Origin of the sequence: Acinetobacter sp. YH1901141 (genome assembly GCF_013416935.1) — a bacterium.
In the GTDB taxonomy this organism is placed as follows: domain Bacteria; phylum Pseudomonadota; class Gammaproteobacteria; order Pseudomonadales; family Moraxellaceae; genus Acinetobacter; species Acinetobacter towneri.
Window position 1 is genome coordinate 55,681 of the sequence record NZ_VPEY01000006.1, and the last position, 18,395, is coordinate 74,075.

15 protein-coding genes are annotated in these 18,395 nt (G+C 41.1%); all 15 read left to right on the forward strand.

Annotation, left to right across the window (positions count from 1 at the left end; genetic code table 11):
- Window positions 1-57 precede the first annotated feature (57 nt).
- The 15 genes from FTV52_RS05215 (at window position 58) to FTV52_RS05285 (ending at window position 18,287) form a co-directional block, all read left to right on the forward strand.
- The gene (locus FTV52_RS05215; RefSeq protein WP_004973135.1) at window positions 58-414 is read left to right on the forward strand and encodes a hypothetical protein; all 357 of its coding nucleotides are present in this window, start codon (window positions 58-60) and stop codon (window positions 412-414) included.
- A gap of 187 nt (window positions 415-601) precedes the next feature.
- A complete protein-coding gene (locus FTV52_RS05220) occupies window positions 602-1,513 on the forward strand; it encodes a bile acid:sodium symporter family protein (protein WP_178319170.1) in 912 nt (303 codons plus the stop codon).
- An 88-nt stretch (window positions 1,514-1,601) separates the two neighbouring features.
- Window positions 1,602-2,483, forward strand: coding sequence for a bile acid:sodium symporter family protein (locus FTV52_RS05225; protein WP_179990157.1), 882 nt, complete (start codon window positions 1,602-1,604; stop codon window positions 2,481-2,483).
- A 254-nt stretch (window positions 2,484-2,737) separates the two neighbouring features.
- Entirely contained in the window at window positions 2,738-3,640 is a 903-nt protein-coding gene (prmA, locus tag FTV52_RS05230) for a 50S ribosomal protein L11 methyltransferase (protein WP_004973131.1), read from the forward strand.
- Window positions 3,641-3,656: 16 nt separating this feature from the next.
- Window positions 3,657-4,511 carry a DUF3426 domain-containing protein gene (locus FTV52_RS05235; RefSeq protein ID WP_004973129.1) on the forward strand — a complete coding sequence of 285 codons (855 nt, stop codon included), beginning with the start codon at window positions 3,657-3,659 and terminating at the stop codon, window positions 4,509-4,511.
- Window positions 4,512-4,900: 389 nt separating this feature from the next.
- Window positions 4,901-5,170: a DNA-binding transcriptional regulator Fis gene (fis, locus tag FTV52_RS05240; protein ID WP_001086304.1), complete on the forward strand. Its 270-nt coding sequence runs from the start codon at window positions 4,901-4,903 to the stop codon at window positions 5,168-5,170.
- A gap of 92 nt (window positions 5,171-5,262) precedes the next feature.
- On the forward strand, window positions 5,263-6,837 hold the full coding sequence (purH, locus tag FTV52_RS05245; protein ID WP_179990159.1) for a bifunctional phosphoribosylaminoimidazolecarboxamide formyltransferase/IMP cyclohydrolase: 1,575 nt from the start codon (window positions 5,263-5,265) through the stop codon (window positions 6,835-6,837).
- 171 nt (window positions 6,838-7,008) lie between these two features.
- The gene (purD, locus tag FTV52_RS05250) at window positions 7,009-8,292 is read left to right on the forward strand and encodes a phosphoribosylamine--glycine ligase (protein WP_179990161.1); all 1,284 of its coding nucleotides are present in this window, start codon (window positions 7,009-7,011) and stop codon (window positions 8,290-8,292) included.
- 782 nt (window positions 8,293-9,074) lie between these two features.
- Window positions 9,075-9,947 (forward strand): MetQ/NlpA family ABC transporter substrate-binding protein, encoded by an 873-nt coding sequence (locus FTV52_RS05255; RefSeq protein ID WP_004973124.1) that lies wholly within the window; start codon window positions 9,075-9,077, stop codon window positions 9,945-9,947.
- 74 nt (window positions 9,948-10,021) lie between these two features.
- Window positions 10,022-11,047, forward strand: a complete 1,026-nt coding sequence (locus FTV52_RS05260; RefSeq protein WP_004973123.1) for a methionine ABC transporter ATP-binding protein — start codon at window positions 10,022-10,024, stop codon at window positions 11,045-11,047.
- The gene (locus FTV52_RS05265; protein ID WP_004973122.1) at window positions 11,044-11,739 is read left to right on the forward strand and encodes a methionine ABC transporter permease; all 696 of its coding nucleotides are present in this window, start codon (window positions 11,044-11,046) and stop codon (window positions 11,737-11,739) included. Before FTV52_RS05260 ends, FTV52_RS05265 begins: the two co-directional genes overlap by 4 nt.
- Before the next feature lie 244 nt (window positions 11,740-11,983).
- On the forward strand, window positions 11,984-15,547 hold the full coding sequence (dnaE, locus tag FTV52_RS05270) for a DNA polymerase III subunit alpha (protein ID WP_179990163.1): 3,564 nt from the start codon (window positions 11,984-11,986) through the stop codon (window positions 15,545-15,547).
- A gap of 24 nt (window positions 15,548-15,571) precedes the next feature.
- Window positions 15,572-16,420: an RNA methyltransferase gene (locus FTV52_RS05275; RefSeq protein ID WP_136144392.1), complete on the forward strand. Its 849-nt coding sequence runs from the start codon at window positions 15,572-15,574 to the stop codon at window positions 16,418-16,420.
- Window positions 16,413-17,210: a serine O-acetyltransferase gene (gene cysE / locus FTV52_RS05280; protein WP_004973118.1), complete on the forward strand. Its 798-nt coding sequence runs from the start codon at window positions 16,413-16,415 to the stop codon at window positions 17,208-17,210. The genes FTV52_RS05275 and cysE overlap by 8 nt, the downstream gene beginning before the upstream one ends.
- Window positions 17,211-17,384: 174 nt before the next feature.
- Entirely contained in the window at window positions 17,385-18,287 is a 903-nt protein-coding gene (locus FTV52_RS05285; protein ID WP_004973117.1) for an ABUW_2363 family tetratricopeptide repeat lipoprotein, read from the forward strand.
- Window positions 18,288-18,395 lie beyond the last annotated feature (108 nt).

Below are 18,395 nucleotides of genomic sequence, written 5' to 3' on the forward strand. Positions count from 1 at the left end.
TTAATTTGTCTATTTTTTATCCTAATAGCACAGATATGAGAAACAAAGGGAAACATCATGAATAAGAAAATTTTGCTGTCCTCTATGCTTTGTGGCTTATTTTTCAGTCCATTTGCAGTGCAGGCAAATGATAAAGTAGAAACCGTCTATAACGCGCAAAAATTCCAGCAAGTCTGTAAAGGTAAAACTCAGGGCGCACCTGTAAGCTTTGCTTATCGTGGGATTATCTGGAATGGTACCTGTGAACCACAATTCTTTAGTTCATCTAAAGCAGTGCAATTACAAGGCAATGAGCCTGAATTATACCGTTCTTGTATGGCAGATGCGCAAAGCACCGTCATTACAGTCAATGGTACTGAGTTAAAAGGCAAATGTGCCTTAGGCTTTACGCCACCACGCCCTGCTGCCATGTGATCAATCACTTAATCTATATTTTCATGAACAGATCGGCTTGTATTCATTCAAACTGAAAGCATGAAAATAACACCAAAGCAGTCATTTATAAGAAGTGACTGCTTTGTTTATTGCACAAGCTCAAAAAACAATTACACTGCAAAGAGAGGGAAAATTATACCCATAAGAAAAAAATAAAGGATGTGCTATGGATTCAGGCTTTTTTACCTTTTTTCTACCACTGACCTTGGCTGTGATGATGATGGGCTTAGGCTTACAACTCACGCCTAAAGACTTTATTCGGGTCAATCAATTTCCTAAAGTCATTTTTTTAACGCTTTTTTCACAATTGGTCATTTTGCCTGTTTTAGCATTTTCAATTTGTTTATTTTTAGAATTGCCACCGCTATTGGCAATTGGCTTAATGCTGCTTGCTGCCTCACCAGGGGGGCCTACTGCGAACTTATTTAGCTATGTCTATAAAGGTGACGTTGCCCTAAATATTACCCTAACCGCAATGAACTCTGTGATGGCAACCTTTACCCTGCCTTTTATTGTTAATTTGTCTTTTCTATATTTTATGACCGATCAACAACAAATTGGCATGCCTATTGAAAAAATGGCACAGGTTTTTTTACTGATTATTGTGCCTGTATGTGTAGGAATGGCGGTGCGTAATGCGATGCCACAAATTGCATTACAGTTGGGCAAACCTATGCGTTTGATGTCCATTTATTTCATTTTCGCTTTATTCTTTTATGCGCTTTTCCGCGAACGCGCCAATGTCTTTGACTATTTCAGTGCAATTGGCATCGCAACTGCACTATTTTGCTTTTTAAGTTTACTTATTGGTTATCTGGTGCCGTATTTGGCGGGTGTGCCTGATCAACAAGCACGCTCCTGTTGTTTTGAAATTGGCATTCATAACACTGCCGTTGCTTTAACCATTGCACTATCAGTTTTGCAAAGCACTGAAATTGCCATTCCTTCTGCGATTTACACCATTTTTATGTATATGTTCAGCTTTATTTTAGGGAGTATGTTAGCTAGACAATCTGCCAAACTTGCCCTTCAAAACAAACAGGAGCAGAGTTTAAACCACAATAAAAATACAATTTAAGATGTGAGCAATATTCAATTAACCACAGATTAAACAAATAGTTAGATATTAAATAGATCATTATAGATGTAAAAACAAAGGAGTGTTTATGGATTCAGGATTAATCACAATATTTTTGCCGCTGGCTTTGGCCGTGGTCATGGCTGGACTTGGCTTAGAACTCACTCCTAACGACTTTAAACGGGTGAGCAAACACCCCAAAGCAGTGTTTATTGCTTTATTTTGTCAATTGGTCGTCCTGACAGCAATTGCATTTTTTATTTGTAAACTGCTGAATTTACCACCATTGCTTGCAGTCGGACTCATGCTACTGGCAGCATCTCCTGGCGGGCCAACAGCCAACTTGTTTAGCTACTTATATAAGGGCGATATTGCCCTAAACATCACCCTTACTGCCGTCAATTCCGTGATTGCAGCATTTACCTTACCACTGATTGTCAACTTTGCCATTCAGCATTTTATGCAGGATGGGCAACAAGTTGGCTTACAATTTGCCAAAGTATTGCAGGTGTTTTTAATTATTATTATCCCTGTCACTTTAGGGATGTTAGTACGCCATTTTAGCCCTCAAACGGCAGACCGCTTAAACAAACCTGTGCGTATTTTTGCTGTGGTTTTTCTAATTGTGATTATTATTGGCGCAATTGCCAAAGAGCGAAACAACATCATGCTTTATTTGGCAGATGTAGGACTTGCCACTGCCCTGTTCTGTACCTGCAGTTTATTGATTGGTTATTTTGTCCCGCGTTTCTTTGGCGTAAATAGCCAACAAGCCCGAGCCTGCGCCTTTGAAATTGGCATTCACAACAGTACCCTTGCAATGACTATCGCCCTAACCGTTATGTCAAGCTCAACCATTGCCATGCCTGCTGCGGTTTATTCTATTTTCATGTATATTTTTGCCGCAATTTTAGGCACATTACTAAATAAATTTGTGCCGACACCTGCATCGGAGCAATCTGCATCCTAAACAAGTCTCTCAATCATCCCCAATCCAGCAATTTGACTGTTTTGGGGATGATTGAGCGATGATGGTTCAAACAAATTCTTAACTTATATTTTTTAGAGTTATATTTTTGTCACATTATTCGACTATAAGCATAAAGCGAATTTGAAACTTCCAATCGTATAGAGTTTTCCCTTTCGCAATCCGAATAAAAAATAACAGCGTCTGCACCAGTTCAGTTACAATAGCGCTTTCGCATTAAATTTTAGGTTATCTCCGTGAAGTGGTTACAAATACATATTACTGTTGATCAAGCGCAAGTCGATTTTACTGAAACCCTGCTCAGTTCATTGGGTGCAGTCAGCGTAACCTTAGATGATGCGGAAAATCAGGACTTACTTGAGCCACTGCCAGGTGAAACACCACTTTGGAACAAAGTCATTGTGACAGGTATTTATGCACAAGACGAAGGTGAAGAAATTGATGTTGCAGCCTTAGAAACCTTTATTCGTGCGCAAATGCCAGATGCCCCTTTACGCAGTGAATTTTTGGAAGATCAGGTTTGGGAACGCTCATGGATGGATTACTACGAGCCAATCCAGATTGCAGAGAAATTCTGGATTGTACCTGAATGGTTAGAACCACCTGAGGCAGATGCAGTCAATATTAAACTTGACCCAGGTTTGGCTTTTGGTACAGGTAACCATGCCAGTACGTTCCTGTGCCTGCAATGGTTAGGTAAAACCAATGTAAAAGATAAAGTCGTGATCGACTACGGTTGTGGTTCAGGTATTTTAGGAGTAGCGGCTTTGTTGCTCGGTGCAAAAAAAGTCTATGCGACTGATATTGACCCGCAAGCAGTTTTAGCGACCAAACAAAATGCAGAACTCAACGGTGTACTTAAAAACTTATATGTGGGACTTCCAGAAGAGTTCAATGAAACCATCGGTAATGAAAAAGCAGACATTTTAGTTGCCAATATTTTGGCAGGCCCATTGATGATGCTTGCGCCAGAGTTTGCAACTTTAATTAAATCTGAGGGCGAGTTCGCACTTGCAGGTGTAATTGAAGAGCAAGTTGCTGAAGTTTCTAGTGTTTATTCTGAATTTTTTGATATAGTACAAGTCGAAAAACGTGAAGAAAACTGGTGTCGAATTTCTGGGAAACGCCATCCCCACTAACTGTAATTTTTGAGTTATGAGTGACAAGCAAACCAAGTGCCCTGAATGCCAAACTGTTTATAAAGTATCCGTTGCGCAGCTGACCGTTGCGCAAGGGATGGTTTGTTGTCCTAAATGCGACAATACCTTTAATGCTCTTTCGCATTTGGTATTTGCCTTTCCTCAAAATAAAAACTCAGTCACATCACAATTACATCACATTCAAAACCGCAGTTTTATGCAGGCAACTGCTGAACTTGCGCAACCGCAACATATTTTAGATATTTTTCAGCGTAAAGTTGAACATTCCAATATTGATCTGAAAACCTATCTGAATAACCTCAATTATTTCAGTACTGAACCGATTGGCAACATTCCTGCCATGAAGTTGTCTGCGCCTGATCTTGAAAGTGAAAAAAAGCATGGCAATGGTTACTACTTACTTTGGGGAATTATTAATCTTTTATTGATTGGCTTGTTGATCTTCCAAATTTTGTGGTTTAACCCAAAGTTTTTAAACAGCAGCCCTGCACTGAATTCTGTGTTTACCCAAGTCTGTCAATTTTTTAACTGTAGCAGTTTAGAAGAACGCTATAGCTTAATTTCAGCAAATCGCGTGAAGGTTAAACGTGTAGATCGTATGAATACACAATTTACGGGTGAGCTGATCAATTACTATGATAAAAGCTTGGCTTTGCCTAATATCAAAGTCACTTTAAAAGAAAAACAACAAACATTATCGACTTACATCTATTCCCCACAGGAGTATTTGGTCGAAAGTCTTTCGAGCATTCAACGTATTCCTAAAAACAGTCCATTTAAGTTTGACATTTTAGTTCCAATATCACGAAACGACTTCGATGCCTATACTTTAGAAATTATCAAGCCTTAATTCACAAAAAAATAGTGAAAAAATAGCGAAAAAAATTAAAAAAATTGCAGTTTTCTTGCTCACTTTTTCTCATACAATGGTATCATACGCGCCACGAAAGCTTTGTGCTGCAAACTCCTCGCAAGATTCACAACAAATATAGATCTGTCTAATGCGCTTTATTTTTATATATCGCGTACAGAGTAGATTTTTTGTTTTGATTTTGGTCTGTAACAATTATTAATGTATTGTTACGCTTAAATTTCGACCAATGCCTAGAGTTGTGGCAAGCTAAATGTTCCAGTTTTAGAACTTCCCGTTTTAGGATCTAAAACGGAGTTCATTTAATTTATAGACCACATTGATATATCACTTTATCCCAGTGATATCTGATTTTCGGATTAATTCGCATGAATAGCAAATCTCCTATTTTTACTGCACAATCTGATGTTGCTTTACGTATTCACGTAGATCGCGCAGTTCGCCATTATTTTGCACAACTACAAGGTGAACAACCTTCACAAGTGTATGACATGGTGTTAGCAGAAATGGAGAAACCTCTTTTATCTGTTGTTCTTGAATACACTCGCGGTAACCAAACACGCGCTGCTGAAATTCTTGGACTAAACCGTGGTACTTTACGTAAAAAGTTAAAAGCTCACGGTTTAATGAGTGAATAAGTGATAAAATGCTTGCGACCTCCGCAGGCATTTTTTTTACCTGCATTTTGCTAGTTTGTTTTAATCTGTAATTGAAAACTGTGACGAAGATCATGACTATTAAACGCGCTTTAATCTCTGTTTCTGACAAAACAGGTATTGTTGAATTTGCACAAGACCTTGCTGCTCTTGGGGTAGAAATTTTATCTACTGGCGGTACTTATAAGTTGCTTAAAGACAACAATATTGCTGTCGTAGAAGTATCAGAGCATACTGGTTTCCCTGAAATGATGGATGGTCGTGTAAAAACGTTACACCCAAAAATTCATGGCGGTATCTTGGCTCGTCGTGGTCTAGACGAAGCAGTCATGGCAGAACACAATATTGATGCCATCGACTTGGTTGTTGTTAACCTTTATCCATTTGCTGCGACTGTTGCAAAACCAAATTGTTCACTTGCAGATGCGATTGAGAACATCGACATTGGTGGCCCTACTATGGTTCGCGCTGCAGCGAAAAACCATACTTCTGTAGGTATTGTAGTAAATGCTTCTGACTATGCGACTGTTATTGCAGAAATGAAAAGCAACGGTGCATTGTCTTACGAAACTCGTTTTGATTTGGCAGTGAAAGCATTTGAACACACTGCACAATATGACGGCATGATCGCCTCTTACTTAGGTGCACGTGTAGGTAAAGAAGAAGGTACTGCTGACCAATTTGCACGTACATTCAATACACAATTGAACAAAGCGCAAGATTTACGTTACGGCGAAAACCCGCATCAATCTGCAGCGTTCTATGTAGACCCTGCTGCAACTGAAGCTTCTGTTTCTACAGCGAAACAGCTTCAAGGTAAAGAATTATCTTATAACAACATTGCAGATACTGATGCCGCACTTGAATGTGTGAAATCATTTGCAAAACCTGCTTGTGTGATTGTAAAACACGCGAACCCATGTGGTGTTGCTGTCTCTTTAGACGGTATTCAAGCAGCTTATGACCTTGCTTATGCAACTGACCCTGAATCTGCATTTGGTGGCATCATTGCGTTTAACCGTGAGTTAGACGTTGCGACTGCACAAGCGATTGTAGACCGTCAATTCGTTGAAGTGATCATTGCACCAAGCATTGCTGATGGCGTACTTGAAGTGACTGGCGCGAAGAAAAACGTACGTGTACTGGTATGTGGCGAACTTCCTGCGATTGATGCACGCGCTCCACAAATGGATTACAAACGTGTCAACGGCGGTTTATTGGTTCAAGATCAAGACTTGGGCATGATCACTAAAGATGACTTAAAAGTTGTGACCAAACGTGCACCAACTGAACAAGAAATTGACGACATGATCTTTGCTTGGAAAGTTGCGAAATACGTAAAATCGAACGCAATTGTTTATGCAAAAAACCGTCAGACCATTGGTGTTGGTGCAGGTCAAATGAGCCGTGTAAACTCTGCTCGTATTGCTGCCATTAAAGCAGAACATGCAGGTTTAGTGGTTGAAGGTGCAGTAATGGCATCTGACGCATTCTTCCCATTCCGTGATGGTATTGATAACGCAGCTAAAGCTGGTATCAAATGCATTATTCAACCGGGTGGTTCTATGCGTGATGAAGAAACGATTGCAGCAGCAGATGAAGCTGGTATTGCAATGGTCTTCACTGGCATGCGTCATTTCCGTCACTAATTAAACTCATTAATTAGAAGTCGTATTTAATAATCCTCCGAAATCCCCCTTTTTTATAAAAGGGGGACTTTTCACGTAAGGGAACTGTGTTTTTATGCACAATCTCCTTCCTTTTCAAGGGTGAAAAGCATAGCTTCGCTAGGGGGATTTTATTCTTTGAGGGATTTTTAGATGAATATTTTAGTTTTAGGTAGCGGCGGTCGTGAACATGCGTTGGCATGGAAAATCGCACAAGATGACAAAGTCGCTAAAGTCTTCGTTGCACCGGGTAATGCAGGTACGGCAACAGAAAACAAATGCGAGAATGTAGCGTTAGATATTCAAAATAACCCTGCAATCATCGACTTTGCCAAAAATAATGCTGTTGATTTAATCATTGTTGGCCCTGAAGCACCACTGGTCAATGGTGTAGTAGATGCCTGCCGTGAAGCGGGTTTAAAAATTTGGGGCCCAACCCAGTTTGCTGCACAGCTTGAAGGTTCTAAAGCCTTTGCCAAGCACTTTTTAAAACGTCACAACATTCCAACTGCATTCTATGACGTATTCACCGAAGTTGATGCGGCAAAAGCATTTGTTGAAAAAAATGGTGCTCCAATCGTGATCAAGGCGGACGGTCTTGCTGCAGGTAAAGGCGTGATCGTGGCGATGACCAATCAAGAAGCATTTGATGCAATTGGTGACATGCTAGCAGGCAACAAATTTGGTGATGCGGGTTCGCGTGTAGTTATTGAAGAATTCCTTGCAGGTGAAGAAGCTTCTTTCATTTGTATGATTGATGGCGACAACATCCTTCCTATGGCAACTTCACAAGACCACAAGCGTATTTTTGAAGGCGACCAAGGTCCAAATACTGGTGGTATGGGTGCATACTCTCCTGCCCCTGTCGTGACTGCAGACGTATTTGAAAAAACCATGAATGAAGTGATGCGTCCTACTGTTGAAGGTATGAAAAAAGACGGTCATGTTTATACAGGTTTCTTATACGCAGGCTTAATGATTGACGACAAAGGTCAACCAAAAGTGATCGAGTTTAACTGCCGTTTTGGTGACCCAGAAACACAACCAATTATGATGCGCTTAAAGTCATCTTTGGTAGATTTAGTTGAAGCAGGTATTGCAGGCAACTTACCTGCCGAAGCAGACTGGGATGAACGCAAAACTGTCGGGATTGTATTGGCGACTGCGGGTTACCCTGAAACTTCAGGCAAAGGTGATGTGATTTCTGGTTTAGAAACACAAATGGCAGATGCGAAAGTATTCCACGCAGGTACAGCAAGCAATGCCGATGGTGAGATTGTGACCAATGGTGGTCGTGTACTGTGTGTAACTGCGCTCGGTAATACCATTGGCGAAGCGCAAGCTAAAGCCCTTGAACTGTGCGAAAAAGTTACCTTTGATGGTGTGCAATATCGTAAAGATATTGGCTATCGTGCCATTGCTCGTGAAAATGCTTAAAATTTTTAGTTTAGCCTAAAAATTTAAGTCCATAAAAAAGCTCGTCACTGTACGAGCTTTTTGTTTATCAGGTTGTAACCCATGTACATTGTGATGATCTACGTTTATAAAATACTTTAGATCAATAAACATGCAAAAAATAAAAAGCTTCAAAGAATTTTTAATTTCAATATTCGTTGAGTTTACATTGCAAATACTTTTTATTTTTGCAGGATTAATATATTTGGCTTATGTTTTTATAGGGATAGGTTCATTGTTACTCTGTTTGCCTTATATATGGGCGATATATTATCGTTGGAAAAATCATTCATAACTTCTTTTATGTATTTACAGCCATGTTCTGATTCTTGTAACTAAGCCGATTTCATACCGACAATTTCATATCTCGTTTTTTACTATCGATTGCAGAATAAATTTTAAAGCACCTAAATATTTAAACACTTGTTCAAATCCTTAATCTTTACAGAATATATTTATTTATAAGAACTTATTTTGACTTATTCGCTTTCTGTTGTAAAAACAGTGATATGCATAACATACACAGCACTATATAGAATTATTTTTTATTGTTATGATGGTGCATCTTTTGAAAAAGTGAATTGCCCATCCATCTCAAAATTATTGATTGAGCTGTGGGCTGACTTTTTCAGTACTCAAACAATACCTACAACATATTTGAGAAACATACAAAATCATCATGCGATTCCATCCATCGTGCTGATTTGATTCTTCTCAATCATTGGCAACTTTAGGCACGGCTTAAACTTGCTCGGGATATATTCATGAAAAAGCTCCTTGGTCTTGTACTTGGTCTTTCAGTTGGCTTGGCTGGCTGTGGCAAACAAGAAGCGCCTGCGACTGACGCGGCACAAAAAGATTCTTCTGCTCTACACACTGTCACTATGGCATCGACTGGTTCAGATGCAGATATTTGGCGTTTTATTGCCGACTTACCTGAAACCAAAGCAGCAGGTATTCAACTTGAAGTGAAAAACTTCACCGATTACGTGTCAATGAACACGGCGGTAGCAAATAAAGAAATTGATCTTAACGCATTCCAATCTTATGCCTATATGGTGGCATTTAATGCCAACAATAAAGATCAAATTGCACCAGTAGCGACAACTTACTTAGAGCCAATGGGTATTTACTCAAGCAAAGTGAAAAAGTTGGATGAGTTCAAAACAGGTGCAACCATTGCTATTCCAAATGATGGTGCCAATGAATCACGTGCACTGTTATTACTTCAATCCGCTGGTTTGGTTAAACTGAAAGATGGTTTTGACAATGTTCAAGGCACGCCTGCAGACATCGTAGAAAATGCGAAGCAAATTCAAATCAAACCGATTCAAATGGCAACGGCTGTACGTGTAAAAGATGAAGTCGATGCAATTGTTTTGGGCAACACTCTTGCAATGGAAGGTGGTTTGAACGTACTTAAAGATTCAATTTATTACGAGCCAATTGACCAGAGCACAAAAATGAATGTCAACATTCTCGCGACTGCTGCAGATCGTCAAAATGACCCAATCTTGCAAAAAGTAGCTGCGTTGTATCATACCGAAGCGGTGAAGCAATATATTGATCAGCACTTTGGCGGAACAAAAGTTGCGGTAAATAAACCTGTCAGCTATTTCACTGAAGCAGCAAAATAGTAATATAATGCGTTAAACAAAACAGGCAAAGCGAACTTTGCCTGTTTTTTCATTTATGGACATTTCTTGACGATATGATTGAATTTAAAAACATTTCAAAGCACTATCAGCTCAAAGGTCAAACACTGCGTGCGTTGGATCAAATTAACCTACAAATTCCAACAGGCAGTATTTTTGGCATTATTGGCTATAGTGGTGCAGGTAAAAGTACGTTAATCCGCTTGATCAATTTGTTGGAGCGTCCAAATGCTGGGCAAGTCATCATTCATCAAAAAGATTTTACTGCACTCAATGCCCGCGAATTACGTCAAGAACGTGCCCATATTGGAATGATTTTTCAGCACTTCAATTTATTGCAGACCAAAACTGTGGCTGCCAATATTGAAATGCCGATGAAACTGTTAGGCTGGAACAAAGCCGAACGCGAAAAGCGTTTAAATGAATTACTTGAGTTTATTGATTTAAAACATAAAAAAGACGCCTACCCTGATGAACTTTCAGGCGGACAAAAACAACGTGTCGGTATTGCGCGTGCGCTAGCCAATCATCCTAAAATTTTACTCTGCGATGAAGCAACTTCAGCACTTGATCCACAAACCACCAAATCTGTGCTGGAATTACTGAAAAAAATTAACCGCGAACAAGGCATTACCATTGTAATGGTCACACATGAAATGGATGTGATTGAATCGGTTTGTGATTATGTGGCGGTGATGGAACAAGGCAAAGTCATTGAAACAGGTTCAACCCTAGAAATATTTAGTCAACCGCAACATCCGACCACCAAAAGCTTTATTCAAACCGTGTTGCAGCAGCAATTGCCTATCAATATTTTGAATAATCTGGAAAATCAAAATCAGCACAGCATTTATTGTCTGAAGTTTTTAGGTAAATCAGCTCAGGAAACCGTAATTCAAGCCGTCATTAAACAGTTTGATATCAGCCTGAATATTTTATTTGCCAATATGACCGAAATTGATGGCGCTGTGATTGGGCAAATGTTTATACAATTGCTCGGTGATGCAAGCGTCATTCAACAAGCACTTGAATTTCTGCAAGCCAATGGTGTTGAAGTTGAACAGTCAGGAGTACAAGCATGAGAGATTTAATTGTACAGTGGCTGACCTCAGTAACTGCGCCTTTCTGGAAAAGCTCTTTATCTATTGACCAGTTTGTTACAGCCTTACAAGAAACCTTTCACATGGTGTTCTTTGCCATGTTGTTTGGTTGTATCTGGGGCTTTATTCAGGGCATTACCCTTGTAGTGACTCGTCCGACAGGTATTTTGCCAAACCGTGTGATTTATCACGGGCTTAACCCGATTGTAAACGCACTGCGCTCCCTACCCTTTATTATTTTATTGATTGCGGTGATTCCGCTGACTAAATTGTTAGTGGGTACATCCATCGGAACTTGGGCAGCCATTGTTCCACTGACCATTTATGTCGGCCCGTATATTGGTCGTTTGGTAGAAACTTCACTGCTTGAAGTCAATGAAGGGATTGTCGAATCTGCACAGGCAATGGGTGCTACACCCTTACAGATTATCTTCAAATTTATTTTACCTGAAGCACGTAGCTCACTCATTTTGAACCTAACCACAGCCACCATTAGCTTAATTGGCGCAACTGCTATGGCAGGCGCAGTCGGTGCAGGCGGCATTGGTGACCTTGCTATTTCTTATGGTTATCAACGCTTTGATAGTAGTGTCGTGATGCTAACCGTGGTGGTCTTATTAATTTTAGTGCAATTGGTGCAAAGTTTAGGCGATTGGTTATCTAAACTCAGATAAATCTTTCATCTACACATCAGAAATAGATTCACCATTTAACTCCTTGCTACTCGTATGAGTGTGTAAGGGGTTAAAACCACACTCCTTCTCCATGCATACGTGATTCACGCCATATCAACATCCAAAAAACTGAAATTTTGATATACGGTCAAGATCATCGAAAACCGTAGGAAAAACTTTGCAGCATGTTTTGTCTTGAGCAGAGCATGCTAAACTAACCCGTGATTTTTTAAGGGACTGATTCATGCGCTTTGTTCATTTAGGTATACATACAGAATTTTCGATTACCGAGTCGATTGTACGCGTACCTGACTTGATTAAAGCTGCAGTCAATGAAGAAATGCCTGCTTTGGCATTGACCGATCTCTCTAACCTGCACGCTGCCGTAAAGTTTTATGGCAAATGTTTGGGGCAAGGCATCAAACCGATTTTAGGTTCAGTGCTGCGTTTAAATGATGCCGATCATCGTGTGACGCTATTGTCGATGAACAATCACGGCTGGCGCAATCTGACCGAACTGGTGTCGCGTGGCTATATTGAAGGTCAGCAACTCAATATCCCTTGCGTCAATAAAGCATGGATTTTAGAACAAGCCGATGATCTGATTCTGTTACTCGGCATTCAAAGTGATGTCGGCAAAATGCTGATCACGTCCAATCCACAAAAAGCCGAACCGTTGCTAGAAGAATGGATAGAAAAATTTGGTAATCGGGTCTATTTGGCGCTGACCCGTACAGATCGTCCCGATGAAGATGCTTTTATTGCCGAAGCGGTTAAATTAGCTAAAAAATATAATATTGGCGTGGTGGCACATAATGATGTGCACTTTGTCCGCCGTGAAGATTATGAAGCGCACGAAGCGCGAGTTTGTATTGCCGATGGTTATGTTTTAGGGGATAACCGTCGTCCTAAAACGTATAGTCCTGAGCAATATTTTAAAACTACTGCAGAAATGACGGAATTATTTTCCGACATTCCAAGTGCTATTGAAAACAGCTATCACATTGCCAAACGCTGTAACGTCACGCTGCAATTGGGTAAATATTTCCTTCCAGATTATCCAATTCCAGACGGACACACCATTGATACCTACTTCGCGCACCTATCCAAACAAGGTTTAGAAGAACGTCTAAATGTGCTCTATCCTGTCACACAGCGCGATGAAGACTGGGCAGAAATTCGCAAACCTTATGATGAACGAATTGAATACGAAATTAATATTATTAACTCGATGGGCTTCCCGGGTTACTTCCTCATCGTCATGGACTTTATTCAATGGTCTAAAAATAATGGCGTACCTGTTGGGCCGGGTCGTGGTTCAGGCGCAGGCTCATTGGTCGCTTATAGCTTAAAAATTACCGACTTAGACCCATTGCGTTATGAACTACTCTTTGAACGTTTCTTAAACCCAGAACGTGTATCCATGCCCGACTTTGACGTCGATTTCTGTATTGCAGGACGCGATAAAGTCATTGATTATGTGGCACGCACCTATGGACGTGATGCGGTATCACAAATTGCCACTTTCGGTACTATGGCCGCCAAAGGTGCGATTCGAGATGTCGCACGGGTTTTGGGCAAGTCTTATGGTTTGGCAGACCGTATTTCTAAACTGATTCCAACTAAACCTTTAGGGCTTAGTTTGGAAGAATCAATTGAAGCCGAACCACAGCTGAAAGATGTGGTGACCAATCCATCTAACCCAGACTATGACGATGCTTCAGAAATTTGGGAAATGGCTTTAAAACTTGAAGGCATTACCCGCAACACAGGCAAACACGCAGGTGGTGTGGTCATTGCACCAACCAAAATCACCGACTTTTCTGCGGTTATGTGCGATGCTGATGGAACCGCCCGTGTTGCACAATACGATAAAGACGATGTTGAATCGGCAGGTTTGGTCAAATTTGACTTCTTGGGTTTACGTAACCTGACGGTTATTGAAGATGCAGTACAAAATATCAATAAACGCATCCAAGCCGATACACCGCTAGATATTGCCCATATTCCATTGGACGATAAAGACGCCTATTTAGTCTTTGCCAATGCCAACACCACAGCGGTATTCCAGTTTGAATCCGTGGGCATGAAAAAGATGCTGAAAGAAGCACGCCCAAGCAAATTTGAGGAAATTATTGCCTTCGTGTCCTTGTATCGTCCTGGCCCGATGGATCTCATTCCAGACTTTATTCACCGTATGCACGGTGGCGAGTTTGAGTATCTGCATCCTTTGCTAGAAGGTGTGCTTGAACCAACCTACGGCATTATGGTTTATCAGGAACAGGTAATGCAGGCGGCACAGTATTGTGCAGGCTATACCCTCGGTGGTGCGGACTTACTACGTCGTGCTATGGGTAAGAAAAAACCTGAAGAAATGGTGAAACAGCGCCAAATCTTTATTGAAGGTGCTGCGAAAAAAGACATTGATGCCGCCACAGCCAACCATATTTTCGACTATATGGAAAAGTTCGCAGGCTACGGTTTTAACAAATCCCACGCGGCTGCTTATGCCCTCGTTGCCTATCAGACGGCATGGCTGAAAGCACATTACCCTGCCGAATTCTTGGCTGCGGTAATGTCGTCGGAAATGCAAAACACCGATAACGTGGTGTTCCTGATTGATGACTGTCGCCACAATGGTCTGGAAGTTTTACCACCTTCGGTAAATATGTCTTTGTATCATTTCCACGCCAGCGATGAACGCACCATTGTCTACGGACTTGGCGCAATTAAAGGCGTGGGCGAACAAGCCATGCAATCGGTGATTGATTCTCGCCAAAAAGAAGGTCCATACCGCGATTTATTTGACTTCTGTCATCGTATTGATTTGAAAAAAATCAACAAACGAACCCTTGAAGCCTTAATTCGTGCGGGTGCATTAGACTGTTTAGGCATCGAACGCTCAAGTTTAATGGCACAATTGCCAGAAGCGGTACAAGCGGCGGAACAAGCACGTTCCAACCGTGAAACAGGCATCATGGATTTATTTGGTGAAGTTGAAGAAGTACAACGTAAGCCTGCCAAACCTGTAAAACCATGGTCAGATGAAGTCCGACTTAAAGGTGAAAAAGACACACTTGGACTTTACCTCACTGGTCACCCGATTGATGTCTATCGCAATGAATTAAAAGCCTTTATTCCAAGTAAAATTAATGAACTGACGCCAACCCGTCGTGGCGTGACCACCGTCTTTGCAGGCTTGGTGGTGGATGTCGCCAACTTCCCAAATCGGATGGTGGTCACTTTAGATGATGGTACGGCACGTATTGAAGTATCTGCCAACCATGAGCGCTTCCAACGCTTTAAAGATATTGTACAAACTGAAAAAGTGGTGGTGATTGAAGGCGAAATTTACGAACGTGAAGGTTTTGACCGCCCAATGGGACGCTTAACCAAAGCGTTTAGCTTGAATGAAATTCGTCAAAAACGCGCCAATAGTATTCAAATTCACTTGCATGCAGAACATTTAAGCAAGACCTTGAGTCAAGACTTACAAAATATGTTGCTGCCTTATTGTAATGTGGATTTATGCACGCATATTCCTGTTTTATTGCACCTTGACTATGCTTATGCCACTGCAGAATTACATTTGGGCATTCAGTGGAAAATCGCACCCTTAGATGAAGCCTTGGTCAAATTGCGTGACTATTTTGGTAAAGAAAGCCTGCACATTGAATATCAAGTGAAATCCAAAGCCGCGAAAGCTGTCGATGTGGCGAAACCCGCAACGATTGCACCACCACCAGCTGATATGAGCATGGATGATGCTATGGATTTATACCATACCGAAGTTGATCAATATTCTTAATTTAAAATAATTTTTGGACCTTGTATGAGTCAAGTCGACAATGCTGCAGTATCAGCACACCTCTCCCACGTGCGTATTGTCATGGTGAATACCACCCTGCCTGCCAACATCGGTAGCGCCTTACGCGCCATGAAAACCATGGGGCTATGTAAATTGGTTTTGGTTGATCCAAAAACCTATCCGCATCCAGATATTGATGCTTTGGCGGCAGGTGCAACCGATTTAATTGAACAGATTGAAGTGGTTGAACAGCTCGAAGATGCAATTGCCGACTGCCATTTGGTCTTTGGCACCAGTGCACGTAGTCGTACTATTCCTTGGCCACTCTTAGATGCACGCCCTGCGGCAGAAAAGTCGTTAAATGCTGTGGCACAGCATGGGCAAAATGTTGCCATTATTTTTGGACGTGAAGATCGTGGTTTAACCAATGAAGAGCTGGCTTTGGCGAATTATCACGTGACGATTCCTGTCAATGAAGAATATGGTGTGCTCAATGTTGCTCAAGCCATTCAAGTGATTTGCTATGAAATGCGTATGGCTGCCATCGATATTGTCGGAAAAATTGCCGATCCTGCAGCGACGATGCAAGTGACAGATTCTGAAGCGATGCAATGGGATGAACCTTTGGTCAACCATGAACAAATGCAACAGTTCTATCCACATTTAGAAAAAATGCTGGCAGAAATTGAATTTATGGATCCAAAAAATCCACGATTATTGCCTTTGCGCTTGCGTCGGCTTTTCGGACGTATACAATTAGATCGTATGGAATACCATTTACTTCGCGGTATTTTTAGCCGCGTACAAGCAATGAATAACGGTTCATGGAAAAAATCTACATCAACACAGGACGAGGATCAAACTAATGCTTAAACAGCTCAAAGAAGACATTCAAGCTGTCTTCGCGCGCGATCCTGCTGCTCGAAATACACTTGAAGTCTTAACCACTTATCCAGGAATTCACGCTTTAATTATGCATCGTGTGGCGCATGAATTATGGAACAAAGACTGCAAGGGGTCGGCACGTCTACTCTCGTCATTTAGCCGTTTTGCTACAGGAATTGAAATTCATCCCGGTGCAAAAATTGGTCGTCGCTTTTTTATTGACCATGGCATGGGCGTGGTGATTGGTGAAACTGCTGAAATTGGTGATGATGTCACCTTATATCATGGCGTGACTTTAGGCGGCACAACGTGGAATAAAGGCAAACGTCATCCAACTTTGGAAGATGGCGTAGTAGTCGGTGCAGGCGCGAAAATTCTAGGCCCATTCACCGTACATAAAAATGCCAAAGTTGGCTCTAATGCGGTTGTGACCAAAGAAGTACCTGAAGGCGCAACTGCTGTGGGTAACCCTGCGCGCTTTATTATGAAAAATAAACCTGCCGATGATCAGGAAGCACGTCGTCGTGATTATGCTGCCAGTATTGGTTTCCAACCTTATGCAGCAACGCAGGACCAATCTGACCCAGTATTGGACGGCATGCGAGTATTACTAGATCGCTTGGAACAAAATGAAAAACGTATGAATTTATTATGTCAGCGTCTCTCTTTACTTGACCCAAGCTTTAAAAACCCACAGCAAAATGAACAACCTTATAGTGCAGAAGAATTAAAAATAATTGAAGATGTTAGACGTGAGTGTGAAGCACAAAGTAAATAGGGCTGTTTATTTGATCAATCCTACATACTTAAAAAAACTTCGTATCACTGTGTAACCAAGCCCCCTCAATTGTATTGCATGTTCGGAACAGATTTCTTAGACTGACCGTCATGCAATATTTTAATCCGACACAATCACCTCTCACTTTTAAAATAAATTGAACGGAAGAACACCATGACCCTTAAGCCTTTGGCACTCAGTATTCTAGCCGCAACGCTCGTTAGCGCCTGTGTTGCACCACCAAAACAAGAAGTAAAACCACCTATCGTATTTACCGAACCTGAATTAAGTGCACCATTCTATGCCTTAAATCCATTTAATTATGATGCCCCACCACCATTTGAAATTAACCTACAAAAAGCAGCAGCACAGCCTGTGACTAAAATGGTGGTTACTAACCCAAATGATCCAAGCAAAAGCATTACCTTAGATCAAAACAAATTGATTGTACCTACGGTCAATAACAATGCCCGTAGCTTGAAGTTTGCAGTTTTGGCAGGTGAAAACGAAATTGACATCACCGAAATTGATGACTTCTTACAATTGGTCGAAGGCAAAGCACGTCACTATCCACCACGTTTTAGCGAACGTCAGGAACGTCGTGGTTTCGAGGCAAAGCTCAAAGAAGTGACTCAACAATTAGACACTTTGGCAGCCAATGAAAATGCCTCTTTTGATATTTTGATGCGTGCATTTAAAGCCAGTGTTATGGCACGTAACCTAGACTTAGGCTCTGTTTACACCACACGCTCACTTAACTATGCGCAGCGTATCTTAAAAATTAATCAGGAAGATGCCGAAGCGAATTTCTGGTTTGGTTTCGGTCTGTCTGAAGGTGGCGGTCATCGTGAAGCCATTCCTTATTTAGACAAAGCCATGAAAGCAGGTGTGCAGGAAGCTTATTTGTCTGCGGCAAACAATTATATTGCCATGGAACAAAAGAAAAATGCAGTACAAACTTTGAAAAACTATAAAATCAAATACCCGCAAGAAGCCGAAGTGGCTGACCGTTTGATTGCTGAAATTGAAAAGCAAGGTCGCTGGAATGTGTGGCAAGTGATCGCACCACGCACTTAATAAAAAATCGATACAAAAATACCTAAAAATAGACCGTTTCGACGGTCTATTTTGCTTTCTACGCAATTGAAAAAGCTTTAAAAAAACGTATGATGGAAAAAAATCTTA

Coding starts and splice junctions, on each gene's coding strand:
- FTV52_RS05235 (WP_004973129.1), top strand. CDS start 3,657: ATGAGTGACAAGCAAACCAAGTGCCCTGAATGCCAAACTGTTTATAAA.
- FTV52_RS05225 (WP_179990157.1), top strand. CDS start 1,602: ATGGATTCAGGATTAATCACAATATTTTTGCCGCTGGCTTTGGCCGTG.
- purH (WP_179990159.1), top strand. CDS start 5,263: ATGACTATTAAACGCGCTTTAATCTCTGTTTCTGACAAAACAGGTATT.
- FTV52_RS05275 (WP_136144392.1), top strand. CDS start 15,572: ATGAGTCAAGTCGACAATGCTGCAGTATCAGCACACCTCTCCCACGTG.
- FTV52_RS05265 (WP_004973122.1), top strand. CDS start 11,044: ATGAGAGATTTAATTGTACAGTGGCTGACCTCAGTAACTGCGCCTTTC.
- FTV52_RS05220 (WP_178319170.1), top strand. CDS start 602: ATGGATTCAGGCTTTTTTACCTTTTTTCTACCACTGACCTTGGCTGTG.
- dnaE (WP_179990163.1), top strand. CDS start 11,984: ATGCGCTTTGTTCATTTAGGTATACATACAGAATTTTCGATTACCGAG.
- fis (WP_001086304.1), top strand. CDS start 4,901: ATGAATAGCAAATCTCCTATTTTTACTGCACAATCTGATGTTGCTTTA.
- FTV52_RS05215 (WP_004973135.1), top strand. CDS start 58: ATGAATAAGAAAATTTTGCTGTCCTCTATGCTTTGTGGCTTATTTTTC.
- purD (WP_179990161.1), top strand. CDS start 7,009: ATGAATATTTTAGTTTTAGGTAGCGGCGGTCGTGAACATGCGTTGGCA.
- cysE (WP_004973118.1), top strand. CDS start 16,413: ATGCTTAAACAGCTCAAAGAAGACATTCAAGCTGTCTTCGCGCGCGAT.
- FTV52_RS05255 (WP_004973124.1), top strand. CDS start 9,075: ATGAAAAAGCTCCTTGGTCTTGTACTTGGTCTTTCAGTTGGCTTGGCT.
- FTV52_RS05285 (WP_004973117.1), top strand. CDS start 17,385: ATGACCCTTAAGCCTTTGGCACTCAGTATTCTAGCCGCAACGCTCGTT.
- FTV52_RS05260 (WP_004973123.1), top strand. CDS start 10,022: ATGATTGAATTTAAAAACATTTCAAAGCACTATCAGCTCAAAGGTCAA.